The following is a 16,587-nucleotide window of genomic DNA, read 5'->3' as shown; positions in this document are numbered from 1 at the left end:
CCGTCTCCGGGCTCTTGCTCTCACAACCCGTACCGATTATGGGCACGGTGGGCCGTTACCCCACCGTCTACCTAATCGGCCGCAGCCACATCCTATGGCGCCGGAGCGTTTCGGATTCATGCCACTCCAGGCAGTGAATCGTATTCCGAATTAGCCTCAGTTTCCCGAGGTTATTCGGATCCATAGGGTAGTTTGGCCACGTGTTACTGAGCTATCTGCTACGAGTCTAAACTCGTGCAACTAGCATGGCTAAATCGGACTCCAATAGCAATGACCTCCGGCAGGATCAACCGGAATGCTATATGATCTCCCCAGTTGGGGAGGGTCTGTTTGGCGGTGAATGTTGGTACACACTCACACATGGGTCCACGTTCGCTGACGCCGGTCGTCTGACCGATCGAGCGTCACCGAACTACCAAGGCTAACATCAGATCCCATCTGTACGGCGGACCGCAGGGGTGGAATCCTCATTTCCTTCGGATGTATTCGTAGACCGTCTGGAGTATATAACCCCTTCGGGTTCGAATCATCCGTGGAGACGGAGTGCGTCACGCACGCCGCCTCTTTCTTCGTATATATTCACAATCGCTGGTTACTACTTAAGGCCTACGAACCGATACTTCACAGAGAGGGAGTCCCACACACGGTTATGGGACAGTATTCCAATTATCTCCCCCGAAATGACAGCCGTTCATACTGAGAGCCGATCAAACATCGGAGACAGTTCGCTTCGCTTGTCGGCCTGATCCGTGCCGTTCGAGTCGACTCACAGACCGTCATGGGCTGTGACCGCCTCGTGCAGTGTCGGTGGACGAAGGGGGAGTCATTGTCCGGTATCGGATTCGGACGAGGCAAAGAGAGTCAGGGTCATCGGTTACGTCCACGACAGGAACGAAGTTCGTCGTACTGTATATCCGTGACCCTTCCCTGCCATGCGTGTACGTCACCGTCCGGAAGGTGCCAAACGACCTCCCCCTCTGTTGGCACGGTCACGCCGTTCTGTGTCTCGTAGTTCCGCCAGTAACCGGACCAGGGCATCAGTTCGTAGCCATCGTCCACGCGTCGATATCGATCGGCGTAGACCCTGGTCACCTCGTCGTCTTCGTTGAACGAGAACGGAAGGGAGGCTGATACTCCCCGTCCTCGACGGTCGCTTTTGCCGTACTGTCATCGATCGACTCCCACTCGATACCCGCTGCGGGAAGGAGCGCAGTCGGATACCAGACCGCCTCGGCGAGATAGCGCATCAATTCTGCTTCTTCTAACTCCGGACTCGAAGTGGCGCTGTCGAGTGGGATGACACCGAACAGGGACACGCTCGCAGTGCCCTCGCGGTCACAGAACAGGTCACGGACGCGCAACGAGAGAAGCGGGGCGAGTCTGATCGACGCGTCCCAGTAGAATCCCGGCGGATCTACGGTGGCGTGCTGTGTCGCGGTGAACGGCTTCCACGGTGACGACGCATCACCTAGGCGCAGTTTACCGGTCTGTTCGAGTCGGACCTGGTCAACATACGGTTGTCCCTGTGGGAGTACATTAGTCAGGTACTCACGGACAGGGCCAGGTACTCCTTCGACGTCGTCGTCCGTGAACGCCGCCTCGAACCCACTGTTCGCGGACTGACGAAGTTCGTCCACGCGCGGGCCGTCTCATGCTGGCGCCAGACGGTTCCGGCGAGAGCGACGATGAAGAGAGCGACGGACACACTGATAATGCGTTTGAGAATACGTACGTATCGCATAGGTACAGGACCGCGGCCCGCGTCTTAAGCGTATTTCACGGACAGTCGTCGGATACCCGAGGCCCATCTACGATGTTCTTTCCCGGACCGGGTTGGACTCAGAACCGATCGCCATCAGAAATCGACCCATCAGCCACAGACTGATAGCCGTTAGCGTTCCGAAGATGAGTATCTGGGGCAGCGGCACAGCCTGCCCCTCGAGGGTCATGAAAACGATCATTGCGAGGACGGCGCCACCGAGTGTGGCAATCTTCACGAGCAAAACGGCGGTGAACGCGTATGCCCAGGCCCGACGGTTCCAGAGCCAGTAGGCTGTCAGAACAAATGCAGGGACGATGATGCCCAGATCCAGCGAATAAATAACTGCGGTAGGGAGTTCCGCCTCGCCGATGGCCAGCGGCGACGTCCCCTCAAGGGTCGCCGGCAAAATCTCCGAGAGCCATAGCAACGAGACCAAGACGGCCAGCAAGAGCTGGAAGGCGACGTAGGGGCGAACGGACGCCTTGCCTAGGTCGCGTTTCAGCGTTGCTGCGTCGAGTCGAACCATCCCACCGACGAACGTGAACAACGTCAGCCAGAGCAACGTCGTGTACACGAGGTACAGTTCGTTGAACGCGGTCATGAAGGCGTACGAGGCGTAGGTGTACAATAGGTAGCCAGTCACGCCGAGCCAAATGACGTAGCCCCGTAGCGACCCACGGTTCGCGTAGTACAGCGAGATAGCGAGAGCTGGGACGCCAACCACGAGCGTTAACAGGTCTTGCCCGTATATCTGGGGGAGCAATACTGGGTGATCGCGGTAGAAGTTCGGGACGAACAGTCCGACGCTGGTGGCAACTGTCGTCAGCACCAGCGTCGCGAGCGATGCGAGCCGGTACGATCGGGGGATCGGTGACTGGGACACGTCTACCATTTCAGTTGTAACTCCACCTGGTGTCGCAGTGAGCCAGCACGGTCTTCGACAGAGGCAATAAGAGGACGTTGCATTCGGTATAGGGCTTCATCTCCCGAAACGATCGTCCTAAGACACTGTATACGTACGGGTATGAAGATCGAGAATTGCTTCGAAGATAGCCGTCTCAGACCCTGCAAGTCATGGCTGATCATTGGGCCGAAGCCGACAAAATAACGAATATCTCCGATTTAAGGGTTAAGCGTGTGGTCTCCAGTAATCATTGCCCCGACGGATTCGAATCCCGGTCGGAGCAAAGTACCTCCCTGCTTCGAATCAATAGGGAGTCATTCTGTGCTGCGAGCAGACGCGAGCAGCACTCCATGGGCCCTGACGGATTCGAACCATCGACCACTCGGTTATGAGCCGAGCGCTCTCACCGGACTGAGCTAAGGGCCCTCCAGTCGGGACCAATCGTGCGCACTAATTAACGTTTGCTGTCCGGTCCGCTCGAGGGAAACGTAGGGGACCCAACTGCCCGGTGGACGTGCCGGCTACTCGTCTCGGTACTCCGCGAGCGTTTGATCGGTCGCCCCGGTCCGATGGCGAGTCGCCAGTCCCGCGAGGTGTGGCGCTTCGGGGACGATCAGTTCCTCGCAGGCGGTTTCGCAGGCGCTTTTGCTACCGGGCAGACAGAAGACCGGCGTGTTGACGGCGATACCTGCGGTCGCGCGTGATGCCATCGCCCGCGTGCCGACTTCGTCCCAGGAGAGCGAGCGGAACAGTTCACCGAAGCCGGGCAGTTCACGTTCGAACAGGGACGACGTCGCTTCCGGCGAGACGTCATCGACGGTGACACCGGTCCCGCCAGTGGTACAGACGACGTCGATGTCCTGACGGGCGACCAGCCGCCGGACGGCGGTTCGGATCGCCGAGTAGTCGTCTCGGACCAGTAGTCGGGCTCGGACCTCGTGGCCGTCGCCCTCGAAGCAGTCACGGATAGTGTCTCCGCCCGGGTCGTCAGGATCGTCTTCGCGTGCGCGCGAACTCGAGACGGTAACGATGCCGACGTGGAGCGGGTTGATGAGGTCGTGGCCGTGGTCGTCGGTACTCCGGCGATCGTCGTGATCGGCGGTCATAGGTACACATGGCTGGCGGAGGTGGTTAATCCCTCCCCCAAAGGCAAGGTCATGCATTGGCTGCCATCGCTGAGACGCAGAGAGTGCATCTGCGCCATGCTCCGGCGGGCGACTACGACCTGCGAGGAGAGTCGATGCTATCGATCACGGCGTCGGGAAGAAGACGCCGAAGCCAGGACTCGAACCTGGGACAACCTCGTTAACAGCGAGGTGCTCTACCATCTGAGCTACTTCGGCCTATCCTCCGATAGTCGGGTGTATTTGATAGGGCTTTCGTTTTGCCTGCAGCGGGTTCGACACCCTTTCACGCACCGCTCGAGTACGCTCGGTCGATGAGCGAGGAGGACGCTGACCGGGACGGACCCGAGGATGGAGACGGAGATCGCGATCTCGAGGCGGTACTCGCCGAGGTTCGTGATCGCGTGACCCCCGACGAGGCGGAACGGACGCGGCTTCGCGAGGTCGCCGACCGTCTCATCGACCGGGCCGAGGCCGCGGCGACCGAGCGCTGTGACGGGGCCGACGTCTTGCAGGTCGGCTCGACCGCCCGGAACACCTGGATCGCCGGCGATCGCGACATCGACATCTTCGTTCGGTTTCCGCCGGAACTCGACCGTGAGACTCTCGAGGAGTACGGCCTCGCGGTCGGCCACGCGACCCTGCCGTCGGGCCACGAGGAGTACGCCGAACACCCCTACGTCAAGGGCGAGGTCGAGGGGTTCGATATCGACGTGGTCCCTTGTTTCCGGCTCGAGTCCGCGACGGAGATTCGGTCGGCCGTCGACCGCACGCCGTTTCATACGCAGTATCTCCAGCAATGGCTCGACGACGAGCTTGCGGGGGACGTTCGGCTCACGAAGCAGTTCCTCAAGGGGATCGGCGTCTACGGGAGTGACCTCCGAACGCGGGGGTTCAGCGGCTATCTCACGGAACTCCTCGTGTGTGAGTACGGCGGCTTTCGACCGCTGCTCGAGGCCGCAGCGGACTGGCGGCCGCCGGTGGAACTCGATCCCGAGGACCACGGGACGAAGACGTTCGACGATCCGCTGGTGATCATCGATCCGACCGATCCCGAGCGCAACGTCGCCGCCGTCTGTTCGGCGGCGAACGTCGCCCGGTTCCAACACTACGCCCGGGCGTTCCTCGAATCGCCGCGGTCGGCATGGTTCGAGCCGGAGACGGTTGCGCCGCTGACCGAAGCGGAGCTGCGCGACCACCTCGAGCGCCGGGGGACGACCCCCGTCGCCGTCCGTTTCGACGCCCCGGACCTCGTCGAGGACCAGCTCTATCCACAGCTCCGGAAGTCACTGGAGGGAATCACGCGAGGGCTCGACGATCGTGGGTTCGATGTCTTCCGGGCGACGACGATGGCCGACGGGACCGCTGTCGTCTTCGTCGAACTCGCAGTGAGCGAACGGCCCGGGGTCGAGCGCCACGAGGGGCCACCGGTCCACGTTCGCGACCATGCCGACGGGTTCTACGGCGCCTACGCGGACGATCCCAAGTCGTACGGCCCGTTCATCGAGGACGACCGGTACGTCACCGAGCGCGAGCGGGAGTTCACGACCGCCCGCGAGTTCCTCGAGAGCGACCGGCTCTTCGACGTGGGACTGGGCGCACACGTCGAGACGGCGCTCGAGGACGGATACGAAGTGCTGGTCGGCGAGGAGGTCACGGCGTTGATCGCGACGTTCGGTGCGGAACTCGCGGCCTATTTCGAGCCGCGACCCTGAGCCGGATCGCTAGTAGTGATCGTCCAGTTCGACGTCGAGGTCGTGTGCCTCGAGGACGTCCTCAAGGGTCGATTCGGCGTTGTCGTCGGGCTCGTCGTCGGGCTCGATCGGTTCGCGGCCGTCGAAGGTCTCGTGGACCATCGCGACGCTGTCGGCGAGGACGTCCAGGCCGTATCCTCCCTCGAGAATGAAAGCAAGCGCGGCGTCGGTATCTTCGGCGAGGGTTCGAACCCGGTCGCTCAACAGGGCATAGGCCTCCGTCGAGAGTCGGATCCGCGAGATGGGGTCGTGACGGTGGGCGTCGAAGCCCGCGCTGATCAACAGGAGGTCGGGATCGAAGTCGGTGAGTGCGGCGGCAATTGGGCCGTCGACGGCGGCGAGATACTCGCCGTCGTCGGTACCGGCCGGCATGGGAATGTTCATCGTCGTCCCCTCGCCGTCGCCCGCACCGGTCTCGTCGATATCGCCGGAGCCAGGATAGAGCCCCTGTTCGTGGAGCGAGACGAAGAAGACGTCACCGCGGTCGTAAAAGATGTCCTGCGTGCCGTTGCCGTGGTGGACGTCCCAGTCGATGATCGCGACCCGATCGACGTCGTAGGCGTCGTGATCGAGTGCGTGCTGGGCGGCGACGGCGACGTTGTTGACGAAGCAAAACCCCATCGCGTTGTCGTAGACCGCGTGGTGGCCCGGCGGACGCCCGATCGAGAAGGGCGTCTCGCGGCCCGTCGCTCCCTCGAGGGCTTCTTCGGCGGCCCAACAGGCTAACCCCGCACTCCGGGCGGCCGCGTCCCACGTTTCCTCGACGGCGGTGGTGTCGGGGTCCCAGCTGCCGCCGCCGTCAGCACAGAACTCCCGGACCGACTCGAGGTACTCGCGCTCGTGGACGGTCGCCATCGCATCGAGGTCGCAGGGGTCGGCCTCGACGTACTCGACGCCGTGTTTCTTCTGCAGCCGTTTGCGGATCGCCCGTAGCCGGTCCGGCGACTCGGGGTGGCGCGAACCGGGATCGTGTGCGAGACAGATCTCGCTGTAGCCGAACTGCATCTGCTCACTCGAACAACGAGAAGTAGGTCTCGATGTCGTCGTCGGTGATCGTTCGCCGGTCGGCGTGGCGCGCGAGGATCGCCGCCGCGCGGGCGACGTTGTCGGCGTAGTCCTCGAGAATGTCGGCCAGTGCCACCCGGGCGTCCATCGAGACGCGATATCGGTCGTCGATCTCGAGTCGCGCGATGCGGTCGACCGGTGCGACCGGTAACTCGAGGTCGTCCTTGTCGACGACGCGTTCGACGCCGAAATCCTGGGCCATCAGCGTCTTGCGCCCGTCCGCCGTCGCCTCCTCGGCGGCGTCGATCGCGAGTTCGCTCCCGTGTTCCTGGATCCGCGTTGCGAGTTCCTTCGACGCGTCGGCACTCACCCGAAGATCGCCCGCGTTCCGCCGGATGATCGTATCCACCGGGGCGAACGGGAGTTCGACGTTCATATATTCATAGGCGAAGCTAACTCCCTTAACGCTTTTCCTAGGCGCTCGATGAGGTTGCTCGCGACCTCAGAACACGTCGTTTGCCTCGAGGCGGCCGTCGCGGACGACCCCTCGGGCGGTTACCTCCTCGCCGAGCCCGACGTCGACGTCGGTCGCGACGCTCATGGTCGTCTCTCCATCATCGAGGACGACCGGGCTCCCGGCCTGCACGACGACGCCCGTGAACTCGAGTTCCTCGCCGTCGGTCGGCTCGTCGGAGGCGACGGCAGCGCCGTCGGTGGCGGCGGTTTTAGCCGCCGCGTCGCCGGACTCGCCGTCACCAGTCGAGTCCGCCGTACCGGTTCCGTCGGCCGCGGTCTCCTCGGCCGCGCTTCCGTCGCCGGCGAACGCGGACAGGCCCGCGTTCTCGTCGCTCGAGCTGTCGGCCTCCCCCTCGCCGGCCGCCCCCGAGTCGGACTCGAGGACCGTCACCGTCGACTGCCAGCCCGCGGAGGCCTCGAGGTCGTCCTGCCAGCCGTCCTGAATCTCGACATCGCCGAGGGCGACCTCGTCGCCGGGGCCGATATCGATGTCGGCTTTCTCGCCCCACAGCGCCACGCGGATGTCGTCGGTCGCGTCCTGAACGCGGACGTTACGGACCTGTCCCTCCGAGCCGTCGTCGCGGTCGAAGGTCCGCTTGGGGTCGGCCGAACGGACGACGCCGGCGAGATCGACCGTTTGACCGATCTCGACGTCTTCGATGGGCGTACTCTCCGGGACGTACTCGACTTCCTCGTCGACCTCCTCGACCGCGCCGCGGTTGCCGACGTGCAACTCGAGTTGGCCGTCGCGTTCCTTGACGTAGCCGTCGACGACCTCGACGGTCGTCCCGGCCTCGAGTTCGGTCGCGAGGTCGGCCCGTTCGTCCCACAGCGTGACGCGGATTCGGCCGGTCGAATCGCCCAGCACGAGGTTCGAGACCTTCCCCTCCGAGCCGTCGTCGCGGTCGAAGGTGCGGACGCTGTCGGTATCGAGCAGCAGACCGACCAAATTGACGTTCGAGAGGCCGAGCGAGAGGTCCTCGATGGCGTAGGTGTCGGAAACCTGCACCTCGACTTCGGTGTCGTCGTCGGGTTCGACGTCGTCGACGCTGACTTCGACGCCGGAAAAGCCCTCCTTGGGACGGCCCTTGATCCGGAGGACCTGTCCCTCCTCGAGTTCCCCGATCGCGGCCTCGGCGTGGTCGTCCCAGAAGGCGGCCCGCACCGAGCCGGTCTCGTCGGCGACCTCGACGTTGACGACCTGGCCGTCCTCGTCCTCGCCGTCGCGTTCGAACGTTCGTTTCTCGCCGATCGAGATCACCTTGGCGACGAACTTCGCCTCCTCCATGCCGGGCTCGATGTCGGCGATCCCGCCGACTTCGCTCTCGCCGATCTCGTGAGCGATGAGCATCGCCGCCGTCTCCTCGTCCGCGAGCCCACCCATCTGCTCGACTTTCTGCTCGACGGCCTCGCGAAACTCCTCGAGGGAGACGTCGGCCTCGAGGTCCTCGTATACGCCCTCGATATCGCTCATTCTATGCTCGTGCATGGGTAGCCCGCGCATAAGCGTTATCCATTCGGCGTCCCGGCCAGGCCCGGACGGCGGCCGACGATCCGGCTCCGTCGGTCGATTCTGATCGCGTCGAACCGCCGCGGTCGACCGCTCGCTCGAGGGGGTGCCAGTGGGGAGTCACGCCCTCGACTGGCCCCGGTTCTGTATATAAACCTTCACGTGCAGACCATGTGAATCAGGGACGACGACGGGGGCCTTTCGAAAGGGCTTTAATGTTCACCGGGGTATGAAGAGATGAGTCCTGATAGGGTAGTGGACTATCCTCTTGGCTTGCGGAGCCAGGGACCGGAGTTCAAATCTCCGTCAGGACGCTCACTCCTTACGAGTGCTTCACGATGTTCAGCACTCGCTGCGTCGTTCGGTCCTGACGTGCCTCACGCTCGCTATCGCTCGCGTGAGACTCCGTCAGGACGCGTTTTTGCCGACACCAAACCGCGAGCGGAGCGAGCGGCTGGTGTCGGCGAAACTCTAACACGGAGATTTGAGCAGGGAAGTCGTGGTTCGAAAGACGCCAAAGGCGTCTTTCGTCATCAAGCGAAACCTTCGGTTTCGCGGACCTCGCGAATCTTCGATTCGCTCAGTCACGAGAGAGCGAAGCTCTCTCGAACGACAGCGCGACCGAAGGGAGCGACCGTCTTCCCGTGTTCAAATCTTCGGAACGTCTCCGACGTTCCGTGCCCAACGCTCGCTAGCGCTCGCGTTGGACTCCGTCAGGACGCATCTACCGACACCAAACCGTGAGCGAAGCGAGCGGCTGATGTCGATGAAACGTGTCCGCGGAAATTGGCGAATCAACTCGAGCGAACCGTCCGATAGCCGTCGACGGCTTCAGTCAGGACGTAGCCGACGATCGTCACGCCGATAACGGCCCGTCCGATCGTCCTGAGTTCGATCGTTGCGATGGTCTGCTCACCGTTAACGGCGAGTGCAGCACCTGCGACGAGGAGGATGATGAGAACCGCGAGATATCGCCATCGTGCGGACGGTGGCACGTCGCTGCCCTCGTTTCGGAGCGCGAGGTACAGATGGCCGCCGCCGAGTGCGATCCCGTAGAACACGAGCAACATTGCGATCTCCACCATGTCTGAGTTGAACTCGAGGACAGATGCCACAAGACCAGCTACGAGTAACCCCACGAACGCCAGCAGTATGGCTCCGAGATAGACGACGACTTCGCGGCTGTTCATATCAGAACCGAGCGTGACAGCGAATAAATAACTTCTGTCAGAGGTTTCTGCGAGGATAGCGACCGCTCGAGGGCGAAAACTGGGTGAGAGGAGTAAGCCCCCTTCTGTTCGGCCCGGCATTCGGCTGAGCGTCCGCGCCGTCCGCGGCGGTGCCGCGGGGCGTTCGGGCTACCACGGCGCGGACTTGCACCGGTGAGGGTTCGCCGTTCCATCGTTCCTCGGCCGTCCGTGAGCGGTCGGCCGTGACGAACACGACCTGTGGTTTCGAACCACGTCACTGCGACCGCCGCCCTCTGCGGGTCAACTCTCCTTCCTCTCGGTCGGATTCGCACGCGTCATCGGTCGGGCCGAGACGTGTCGTTTCTGTTCCAGAGCCAGCGGTCTCCCGCTCCGGACTTGCGTCCGGTCACCTGCCCGAACAGGTGGGGGGACTTTCCTCGCGGGCGTGGCGCATCTCGAAGAGATGGGCCACGTTAGAGCGTGATGCATCCCGTCGGGATGGATCACGTTGGGTGGTCATACCGTCACCGGTACGACCATCGCGGCGGCCGGGCTCTCTCTCCCACTGGGTATAGGCTCGTGGGGCGAATAAGTCCCCCGATCGGGGTCTCAAAAACCACCCAGTGACGAATGGAAGCGTTTTAGGACGACTATCCCCTTGTCCATCTGTATGTCCCAGCGACAGGGCGTCGACCTCTCCTACGAAGACGGGGCTCGCGCGGTCGAACTCGCGCGAGAATCCGTCGAATCCTACGTACAACACGGGCAACGAGAACAACCGGGCAGTATGCGCGAAGCCTTCTACGAGCGGACCGGGGCGTTCGTCCGCCTCGAGTCGACCCGCGGCCGGGGGAGCCTGCGGGGCTGTGCGGGCGGCTACCACTCGGACGACCAGCTCGGCCACGTCATCGTCGACGCGGCCATCGAGGCCGCCAGCGAGGACTCCTGTGGCTCCGAGGTCAGCCCCTCGGAGCTGCCGAACCTCACGGTGTCGGTCTGTACGGTCAAGAGCGTCGTCCTGACGGACGATCCGCTGGCCGACCTCGAGTTGGGGACCCACGGCGTCGCCATCGACGGCGGCGAGGGCGGCTGGCTCTACCCGACGGTACACGTCGAAAACGACTGGAGCGCCCGCGAGTACCTCGATCGGACCTGCCGGAAGGCGAAGCTCTCCCCGGGGGCCTGGCAGAACGACGACGTCGTCGTGACGCTGTTCGAGGGGCAGGTCTTCCGCGAGCGCGAGGCCGACGGCAGCATCGAAGAGATCTAGACGCCACGTTGTTTTCCGCCGCTCGATCCGTCTCGAACGCACAGCGACGGCTGTCGTCCGGAACTACTCCTCGAGTGTCGAGCCGAAGTCGACGGCAGCGGCGTCGGTCAGACAGCGATCGGTCGCCGCCTCGAGGTCGAACTCCCGGACGACCTCGCCGTCCCGGACCAGCGGCTCGAACAGCGACTCGGCGTCGTCGGGTGCCTCGCGATCGGCCAGCGCGACGTGGTGGCCGCCGTCGGGGGTTCGGGAAACGTCTTTGACCCCCGACAGCTTGCCGCGCTTGGAGATCGGCTCGCCCTCGATCTCGACGATGTCGAGGCTGAAGTCGACCGAGTCCGCGCCGGTGATGTGGCTTCCGACGCCGAAGCCGTCGGCGACGTCCCGTAGGTTGCGAATCGTCTCGGGCACGAGCCCGCCGCTACAGAAGACGTCGACGTCCTCGTGGCCGCGGGCGTCGAGTTCCCAGCGGACCTCGCGGATGATGTGGCGGAAGTCGCCCCGGCGGGATCCCGTGGTGTCGATCCGGACGCCGTCCAAGTCGTCGCCGAGCGTCTCGGCGGCCAGCAGGCTCTCGCTTTTCTCGTCCCAGAAGGTGTCGACCAGCGCGATGCGGGGCACGTCCTCGCCGACGGCCTCGTCGAAGGCCGTCCAGGCGTCGGCCTGGTTGCCCTCGCCGAAGCAAAACATGAGCGCGTGGGGCATCGTGCCGCCGGCCTCCCTTCCCAGGATCTCGCCGGCCGCGACGTGGGAGAAGCCGTCCAGTCCGGCCAGTAGCGCGGCCCGCTCGACCGTCGACGCGATCGAGGGGTGGACGTGGCGCGCACCGAAGGAAAGCACCAGCGAGTCAGGCGCGGCCACCCGCGCCTCGAGCGCGGCCGTCGCGAACCCGCTCGGTTGCGAGAGAAAGCCAAGCAGCGCGGTCTCGAGTGCGGCGAACTCGAGGTAGGGGCCCTCGATCCGGCAGACGGGGCCGCCGTCGAACAGTTGGCCGTCGGGGAGCGCGTCGACGTCGACGTCGCGGCCCTCGAACAGCGTCGCGACGTCTTTCACGCCGGTGAAAACGTCGAAATCGCCGGTCGGGAACTGGTCGGCGGTGACTTCGGCGACGACGTGTGGGTTCTTGTCCGCGTGTTCGAGCGTCGCCCGGGTCCGCTCGAAGTAGGCGTCGGTGGCTTCCCCCGCAAGAATCGCGTCCGGGGGAACGGTGCCGAACGGGTTTGACATATCGTCGGTTTCCCGTGGGAGACAAAAAAGCTGCCCGTCTACGGCGTGGCGACGGTCGCCGGCGAGACCGAGGGAGCGGCGGCCGACAACGGTCGGTCCGCCGCCTCGAGCGACGGCGTTGGCCGCGTGTCCGTTTCCCTGGGACGGATCGCCGTGAGTGCGTCGACGGTCGGCGCGCCGACGATTTCGACGCGGTCGTCGGTGACGGAGACACGATACGCGCCGTCGAACGACTCGTCGTCGGGAATGCGGTAGACGCCGTCGCCGGCCGTCCGGACTCGTTCGGCCCCGCGGTTCTCGAGGAGTCCGCGGTAGGCGTCGGCGAACTCGCGTGCGTCGGCCGAACTGTCCCACGCGAGCCGCCAGACGTGGCCCGTCCGGTCGGTGTCGTCGGTCGCCTGATAGACCTGCAACCCGTCGCCGGCCCAGCCAGCGGTCGCCGGATGGCTGTAGTTGTACGGCGATCGCTCGCCGGCTCCGCGGGTGAGCGGCCGGTCGACGACGCCGTTTGCCCACAGCGTCGCGAACAGCGTCGCCTCGCCGATCGTCTCCGTCCGCGGCTCGCCGTCGTCCGAGACGGGGTCCCAGCCGTCGCTCGAGCGATCCGTCAGTTCGACGGAAACCGGCTCGGTGTCGGGATACCGCTCGGAGTGGAGCAGCTGTGCGGTACTCCGGGGCGGATCGTCGTGAGCGCGATCGACGGCCGCCCACCCGCCACGGTCGTGGAGATCGGCGACGAACGGCGGCCCCGCGGCGTAGGGAGCGTAGATCGAGAGGAAGAGCCCGGCGTTGAACGGCCGCCGGGTGAGCGCCTCGCCGCTGGCTGCCGGCGGCTGTGGGTCCGGCAGACACTGCCACGCCGCGCCACAACGGCGATCGTATCGAGCGGGGACGTAGCCCGCCTCGCCCTCGAGCAGCCCGTTCTCGGCACGTAGGCCGTCGATCGTCTCGCTCTCGCGGCCGATGCCGAAGTGCTGGTCCTGCAGGGCGTGGGTCAGTTCGTGGACCAGCGTCCGCCGGTCGATCCGGATCTCGTCGGCGTCGTCGGCGATGATGACGATCCGATCGTTCACGTAGTAGCCCTGGATCGAATCGGCATAGAGGTCATCGAACGCCCGGTCGACATCCGTCTCGCCGTCGACGAGGAAGGCACCGCGCCAGACCTCGTTTCGGAACGCCGAGCCGTTCCCGCGGGTCGCCCCTCGCTGGGCGCGGTACTCCTCGCGCGTAACGATCTCGAGGTCGACGTCGCGCTCGTACTTGAGCCCGCGAACGACCTCGATCCGCGCCATCGAGCGGTATTTGACGGCCTCGAGTTGGGATTCGGTGAGGCCGTCGCTCGTGTCGAACGAAAAGACGTCGTCGTGGGCGTAGTCGTCGACGTAGCCGAGGTCGCGATCGGTGTCGAACCCGTCGGAGGTGCCGGGCACGGCACAGCCCGAGAGGACGACGAGCGCGAGGACGGCGAACAGCCGTACTCGAGACATTGGGTGGGTATTCGGCGACGCGATCAAAGAGTCATCGGTCGGGGGGCCGTACCGGGATCCGCCCGAGGGTCAGTTCCGTCCATGGCCGGCGGCGACGCGGGCGACGACCGCCGCCAGTGCGAGCGCGATCGCCGCGACCCCGACGCCGAAGCCGGGAACGGTCTCGGCTCCCTCCTCGAGGGTCAGGAGTTCGTTCTCGCCTGCCGGCGCGGCACCGGCCTCGACGTTCGGCAGCTCCGCGACCGACGGCGCGCGGACGATCGTCACCGTTCGGCCGTCGCGCTCGAGGTAGTACGCGCCGGCGTAGCCGCCGTCCTCGATGACGGCGGTGTCCTGTCGGTCCTCGACCGATTCCGCACCGTGGGTCGCGAGCAACTGACCGTAGGCGTCGACGAACTGCTCGGTGTCGTCTACCGTGTCCCACTGTGTCCGCCAGACGTAGCCGGCGTCGCCGGCCGCACCGGGGCCGCTCGCGGCGTCGGCGTCGTCGTTCGTGTAGACGACCAGTTCGTCGCCGGCCCAGCCGTCGGTGGCCGGCTGGTCGTAGTCGTACTCCCCGGTGCCGCCCCGGAAGAAGTCGTCGGCGCTGATCACCGACTCGCGGTTCCGATCGACCGTGTCGGCAGCGAACATCGCAACCATCCCCGCCTCGCCGACGGTGTCGTTGGCCACCTCGCCGTCGATCCTGAGCTGTCGCCAGTCCTCGCTCGAGCGGTCCGGCACCGAGACGGTCGCCGGTTCGCGGTCGGAACCGGGATGAATCACCGCCGAGGTGGTCGTCGGCGGGTCGTCGTAGGCGGCGTTGACCGCGGACCAGCCCGGCCCCTGCTCGCGCAGGTGGTCGACGTAGTCGGGGCCGTCGCTGTAGGGCTGGTAGATGCTGAAGTAGATCCCCCAGTTGACGTCGCCGACGCCGCCCTGCCCACCACTACCGCTGGGCGTGAGACAGTCCCAGTCGGTACGACACCGACGCTCGTACTCGTTTTCGACATGACTGGCGTCGCCCTCGACGAGGCCGCTTATCCCGGTATCGCTGTCTTGGGTCGTCCCCTCGAGCGACTCGAGATCGAACCGCTGGTCCTGCAAGGCGTGGACGAGTTCGTGACCGAGCGTGAGTTCGTCTAACTCCGGCGTCTCGGGGTTGTTCGAGACGATGACGATCTCGTCGGTTTCGGGGTCGTAGTAGCCGGCGACGGAACCGCCGTAGACCGACTTCGTCGAGTTCATCGCGTCGGTGTCCCGGTCGACCATAAACAGCGCCTCGTACCCGACGTTGCCCTCGAGACGGTCAGCGTCGGTGACATTGGTAAACCGGTCGTCGTTGGTTTCCTGATACTCCGAGCGGGTGACGACATCGACGTCAACGCCGTCTTCGAAGGTCAGGTTCCGGATCCGCTCGACGCGGGCCATCGACCGGTAGACGACGGCGTCGAGTTCGGACTCGTCGACGACGGCGTCACTGCGGTCGTCGACCGGTAGTTCGTCGTCGTACCAGTAGCCCTCGACGTAGCCGACGGTGTCCTCGGTCGAGGGGTCGGCGGGGCGGTCTGCCTGCGGTTCCGTCACTGCGCTCGAGGCAGCGATCGACTCGGTGGCGGGCGAAGCATCGATCGCGCTACTCGAGTCGGCAGTCGGGGTCGTCGCTACGACCGGTCCGGCGACCCCGCCGGTTACCAACACTGCGGCGAGGACGACTGCGAGGAGGGCGACGGACGAACGGGCGGAGGTCGATCTCATACGATGTGATAGCTATCCGTTTGAACAGGAATGTAAAAAGGACAATGGTTACGCCGCGCGCCCGCCGACGCGGGCGGTCACCAGTCGGTATCGCGCGAGACGAGTCGGCGGCCGACGACCGCGCTCGCGATCGCGACCGCCAGCCCGACGAGCAGGGCGAGCGCCCGCCGATGCATCGACGCCTGGAGCTGGTAACTCCGGTCGCGCGCTCGGTCGGCGAACGGACCGTGCGCACCGAAATCGCCCGCCACCGGCTCGTGGAGGTTGTGTTCCCGGTCGGGATCGGTCGGCTCGTCGGTCAGCTGGGAGTCGTAGCCGCCGCTGGCGAGGTAGTTGTCGAGCCGTCGCGGGATCAGACGGTTCCCGAGAATCGCTTTCACCGTCGACCGCCCGACCCACAGTTCGTCCTCGCCGCTGTCGACTGTCCACGTGATCGCTCGAGCCGCGACCTCGGGCTGATAGATCGGCGGCACCGGCTGGGGCTGTTTCGACATCCGGCTCTTCGACCACTCGAACTGCGGGGTGTTCATCGCGGGCATCTGCACCATCGACAGCTGCACGTCACAGTCGTCGTGGATGAGTTCGGTCCGGACGGACTCGGTGAAGCCCTGGATCGCGTGTTTCGCGCCGCAGTAGGCCGACTGGAGCGGAATGCCGCGATACGCCAGCGCCGAACCGACCTGGACGATCGTCCCCTCGTCGCGGGGGCGCATCCGCTCGAGGGCGACCTGCGTGCCGTAGACGTAGCCGAGGTAGGTGACCGCGGTGACGCGGCGGTAGTCGTCGGCGGTCATCTTCGCGGCCGGCGAGAACACCGACACCATCGCGTTGTTCACCCAGACGTCGATCGGGCCGAACGCGTCTTCGACCGTCTCGGCCGCCGCCTCGACCTCGTCGTAGTTCGAGACGTCGGTCGGGACGACGACCGCCTCGCCGCCCGCGTTCTCGACGTCGTCGCGCGCGCCCTCGAGACCGTCCTCGCCGCGTGCGAGGAGACCGACCTTCGCGTTCCGTTCGGCGAACGCGCGAGCGGTGGCTCGCCCGACGCCGGCCGATGCACCCGTGACGACGACGACTTCGGAGTCAGTGGATCCTGCCATC

12 protein-coding genes, 3 tRNA genes, 1 rRNA gene, 1 other RNA gene and 1 pseudogene are annotated in these 16,587 nt (G+C 65.0%); 3 read left to right on the top strand and 15 right to left on the bottom strand.

Annotated elements, in window-relative coordinates; genetic code table 11:
• From ACSBP4_RS03205 to ACSBP4_RS03180, 6 genes and pseudogenes are all read right to left on the bottom strand, one after another.
• Positions 1 to 297 (bottom strand): 16S ribosomal RNA (locus tag ACSBP4_RS03205); the annotation flags it as partial.
• Positions 298 to 867: 570 nt separating this feature from the next.
• Positions 868 to 1,637 (bottom strand): annotated as a pseudogene (locus ACSBP4_RS03200) (DUF6920 family protein).
• Between the two features lie 171 nt (positions 1,638 to 1,808).
• Positions 1,809 to 2,654, bottom strand: a complete 846-nt coding sequence (locus ACSBP4_RS03195) for a hypothetical protein (protein WP_435551343.1) — start codon at positions 2,652 to 2,654, stop codon at positions 1,809 to 1,811.
• Positions 2,655 to 3,017: 363 nt separating this feature from the next.
• Positions 3,018 to 3,092: transfer RNA gene (locus ACSBP4_RS03190), tRNA-Ile, on the bottom strand.
• Positions 3,093 to 3,187: 95 nt separating this feature from the next.
• Complete coding sequence (locus ACSBP4_RS03185; RefSeq protein WP_435551342.1) at positions 3,188 to 3,772, bottom strand: MogA/MoaB family molybdenum cofactor biosynthesis protein; 585 nt, start codon at positions 3,770 to 3,772, stop codon at positions 3,188 to 3,190.
• 164 nt (positions 3,773 to 3,936) lie between these two features.
• Positions 3,937 to 4,009: transfer RNA gene (locus ACSBP4_RS03180), tRNA-Asn, on the bottom strand.
• A gap of 95 nt (positions 4,010 to 4,104) precedes the next feature.
• Between ACSBP4_RS03180 and cca the strand changes: the two genes are divergently transcribed.
• Positions 4,105 to 5,505 carry a CCA tRNA nucleotidyltransferase gene (gene cca / locus ACSBP4_RS03175; RefSeq protein ID WP_435551341.1) on the top strand — a complete coding sequence of 467 codons (1,401 nt, stop codon included), beginning with the start codon at positions 4,105 to 4,107 and terminating at the stop codon, positions 5,503 to 5,505.
• 9 nt (positions 5,506 to 5,514) lie between these two features.
• On the opposite strand, the gene ACSBP4_RS03170 is transcribed toward cca, so the two are convergent.
• From ACSBP4_RS03170 to ACSBP4_RS03160, 3 genes are all read right to left on the bottom strand, one after another.
• The gene (locus ACSBP4_RS03170; RefSeq protein ID WP_435551340.1) at positions 5,515 to 6,549 is read right to left on the bottom strand and encodes a histone deacetylase family protein; all 1,035 of its coding nucleotides are present in this window, start codon (positions 6,547 to 6,549) and stop codon (positions 5,515 to 5,517) included.
• 4 nt (positions 6,550 to 6,553) lie between these two features.
• Positions 6,554 to 6,985: a histone family protein gene (locus ACSBP4_RS03165; protein WP_006182678.1), complete on the bottom strand. Its 432-nt coding sequence runs from the start codon at positions 6,983 to 6,985 to the stop codon at positions 6,554 to 6,556.
• Between the two features lie 66 nt (positions 6,986 to 7,051).
• Complete coding sequence (locus ACSBP4_RS03160; RefSeq protein WP_435551339.1) at positions 7,052 to 8,539, bottom strand: single-stranded DNA binding protein; 1,488 nt, start codon at positions 8,537 to 8,539, stop codon at positions 7,052 to 7,054.
• Positions 8,540 to 8,816: 277 nt separating this feature from the next.
• Here ACSBP4_RS03160 and ACSBP4_RS03155 point away from each other — a divergent pair.
• A tRNA-Arg gene (locus tag ACSBP4_RS03155) sits at positions 8,817 to 8,889 on the top strand.
• Positions 8,890 to 9,369: 480 nt separating this feature from the next.
• Here ACSBP4_RS03155 and ACSBP4_RS03150 read toward each other — a convergent pair.
• Together ACSBP4_RS03150 and rnpB are read right to left on the bottom strand one after the other, a co-directional pair.
• Positions 9,370 to 9,765, bottom strand: coding sequence for a hypothetical protein (locus ACSBP4_RS03150; RefSeq protein WP_435551338.1), 396 nt, complete (start codon positions 9,763 to 9,765; stop codon positions 9,370 to 9,372).
• A gap of 85 nt (positions 9,766 to 9,850) precedes the next feature.
• Positions 9,851 to 10,222, bottom strand: an RNA gene (gene rnpB, locus ACSBP4_RS03145) — RNase P RNA component.
• 213 nt (positions 10,223 to 10,435) lie between these two features.
• On the opposite strand from rnpB, the gene ACSBP4_RS03140 reads away from it, so the two are divergent.
• On the top strand, positions 10,436 to 11,035 hold the full coding sequence (locus tag ACSBP4_RS03140) for a TIGR00296 family protein (protein WP_435551337.1): 600 nt from the start codon (positions 10,436 to 10,438) through the stop codon (positions 11,033 to 11,035).
• A gap of 63 nt (positions 11,036 to 11,098) precedes the next feature.
• Here the strand turns inward: ACSBP4_RS03140 and ACSBP4_RS03135 are convergent, their stop codons facing one another.
• From ACSBP4_RS03135 to ACSBP4_RS03120, 4 genes are all read right to left on the bottom strand, one after another.
• Positions 11,099 to 12,262 carry a nicotinate phosphoribosyltransferase gene (locus ACSBP4_RS03135; protein ID WP_049965572.1) on the bottom strand — a complete coding sequence of 388 codons (1,164 nt, stop codon included), beginning with the start codon at positions 12,260 to 12,262 and terminating at the stop codon, positions 11,099 to 11,101.
• Positions 12,263 to 12,300: 38 nt separating this feature from the next.
• Positions 12,301 to 13,749: an Hvo_1808 family surface protein gene (locus ACSBP4_RS03130; protein ID WP_435551336.1), complete on the bottom strand. Its 1,449-nt coding sequence runs from the start codon at positions 13,747 to 13,749 to the stop codon at positions 12,301 to 12,303.
• A gap of 69 nt (positions 13,750 to 13,818) precedes the next feature.
• Positions 13,819 to 15,486, bottom strand: a complete 1,668-nt coding sequence (locus ACSBP4_RS03125; RefSeq protein WP_435551335.1) for an Hvo_1808 family surface protein — start codon at positions 15,484 to 15,486, stop codon at positions 13,819 to 13,821.
• 77 nt (positions 15,487 to 15,563) lie between these two features.
• Entirely contained in the window at positions 15,564 to 16,586 is a 1,023-nt protein-coding gene (locus tag ACSBP4_RS03120; RefSeq protein ID WP_435551334.1) for an SDR family oxidoreductase, read from the bottom strand.
• Position 16,587 lies beyond the last annotated feature (1 nt).

The sequence above is a fragment of the Natrinema sp. CGMCC1.2065 genome (assembly GCF_051225675.1).
Lineage (GTDB): Archaea > Halobacteriota > Halobacteria > Halobacteriales > Natrialbaceae > Natrinema > Natrinema thermotolerans.
This window is presented reverse-complemented; position numbering and strand designations above follow the sequence as displayed.